This window comes from Aquimarina macrocephali JAMB N27 (assembly GCF_000520995.1).
GTDB classification, from domain to species: Bacteria; Bacteroidota; Bacteroidia; order Flavobacteriales; family Flavobacteriaceae; genus Aquimarina; species Aquimarina macrocephali.
The window spans coordinates 1-1,457 of record NZ_JACA01000109.1; the positions used below are offsets into that span (position 1 = coordinate 1).

At 37.3% G+C, this 1,457-nt stretch carries 1 protein-coding gene; it reads right to left on the minus strand.

Going from position 1 to position 1,457, the window contains the following annotated elements:
• Positions 1-1,457: serine hydrolase domain-containing protein (locus Z054_RS0127325; protein WP_024773137.1), on the minus strand; the 1,457-nt coding region annotated here is incomplete at both ends.

Here is a 1,457-nt window from a genome sequence, read left to right on the forward strand (position 1 = left end):
CAGTATCCATCTTAACAAAAGTTGAAGCTATTGTTCCATCGTTTCTATTCTGGTAAATTAAATTGAGCGTTTCGTTTTCAGAATCTGGCTTGAATTGGATAAGTCGACTAGAATTTCTTCTAACAAAACTACTATCCGAGACTTTGACTAATTCTTCCGCTTCTAGGTCAAGTATATTTTTATAGAGCAGTTGATTGTCCTTTTGAAAAACTTCAACAATCCTACCATTGGCGATATATCTACCAGTAATTTCATCGACTAAAGACTGCTCTACTTCTATTTTTTTATGTATTGGAACAAACTTATCCCACTCATAAGCCATAGCAACAGCGCGAATAACTTCGGCATTAAAAGCTGGAAACGTGGAATTGGTCATCACAACCACACCATAACCTTTGTCTCTATGAGCCATTATTTCAGCATAGAATCCTGTATTCCATCCGTGATGCCTTAAGTAGATTTCATCATTTCTATTAAAAAGCTGAAAACCTAAGCCTAGTGTAAATGACCAACCAGAATTATTACTCACCCCATATGGTGTGCCCATTAATGCTGTTAGACCTTTTGATAATCCTTTAGTACTCTTACCATTTAGGGTTTGCTGTACGTTGGCTATAAATTTTGCATAGTCCTCGGCAGTTGTCCATAATCCAGTTGAAGCCAATACAGGATCAATCTTTCTTCCTCCTTTTACCTTAGAACCATCTTTTAAATAACCTGTTGCTACCTTAGTTAATTGCTCCGTAGTAAGTGATAAGTTAAATGTACTGTTGTTCATTTCTAAGGGCTGCAACACGAGTTCATTCATAATCTCTGGGAATGTTTTCCCCTCTACATCCAGCATCATTTGTTGAATAGGCACATAGCTAGCGTATGCAAAACGGACACTTTCACTAGGCTCTTTATTGACGGTAATTGGCTCGTTAGTAGCTGGGGAAGTTCCATTTAATGTCTCTATAAGTGTTGGAATTTTTTCATCAATACTATATGACCCTGTTCCACGAGGATGTATTCCGGCAGAGTGATTCAAAAGGTTTTTTATGGTAACTTTCTTGTCTTTGGTAAATTCATTTTCTGGTACTTTCCAGGATTTTAAATAACTGTTAACATCTTCATCTAAGTCTAATTTATTTTCTTCTACAAGACGTAATGCACCATAGGCTGTTACTGGCATACTAGTTGCCGCTGCCTGGAAAAGTGTTTGTGTCGTTACTGGGGTTTGACTTTCTTTATCCATTACACCGTACCCTTTTGTCCATGCAATTTCACCATTATGTATGACTGCAATACTCACACCTGGAATGCCATAGTGTTTCATTCGTTCTTCTATAGACCATGTTGAATCGCCCTCTACGTGTACCCGAGTTGTGAGACCAGTTTCTACCTTTTTAATTACATCAATTGTGGTATCGGTATTTGATTCTTGTGCACATGATTGAAAAAGAATTATGGTTAAA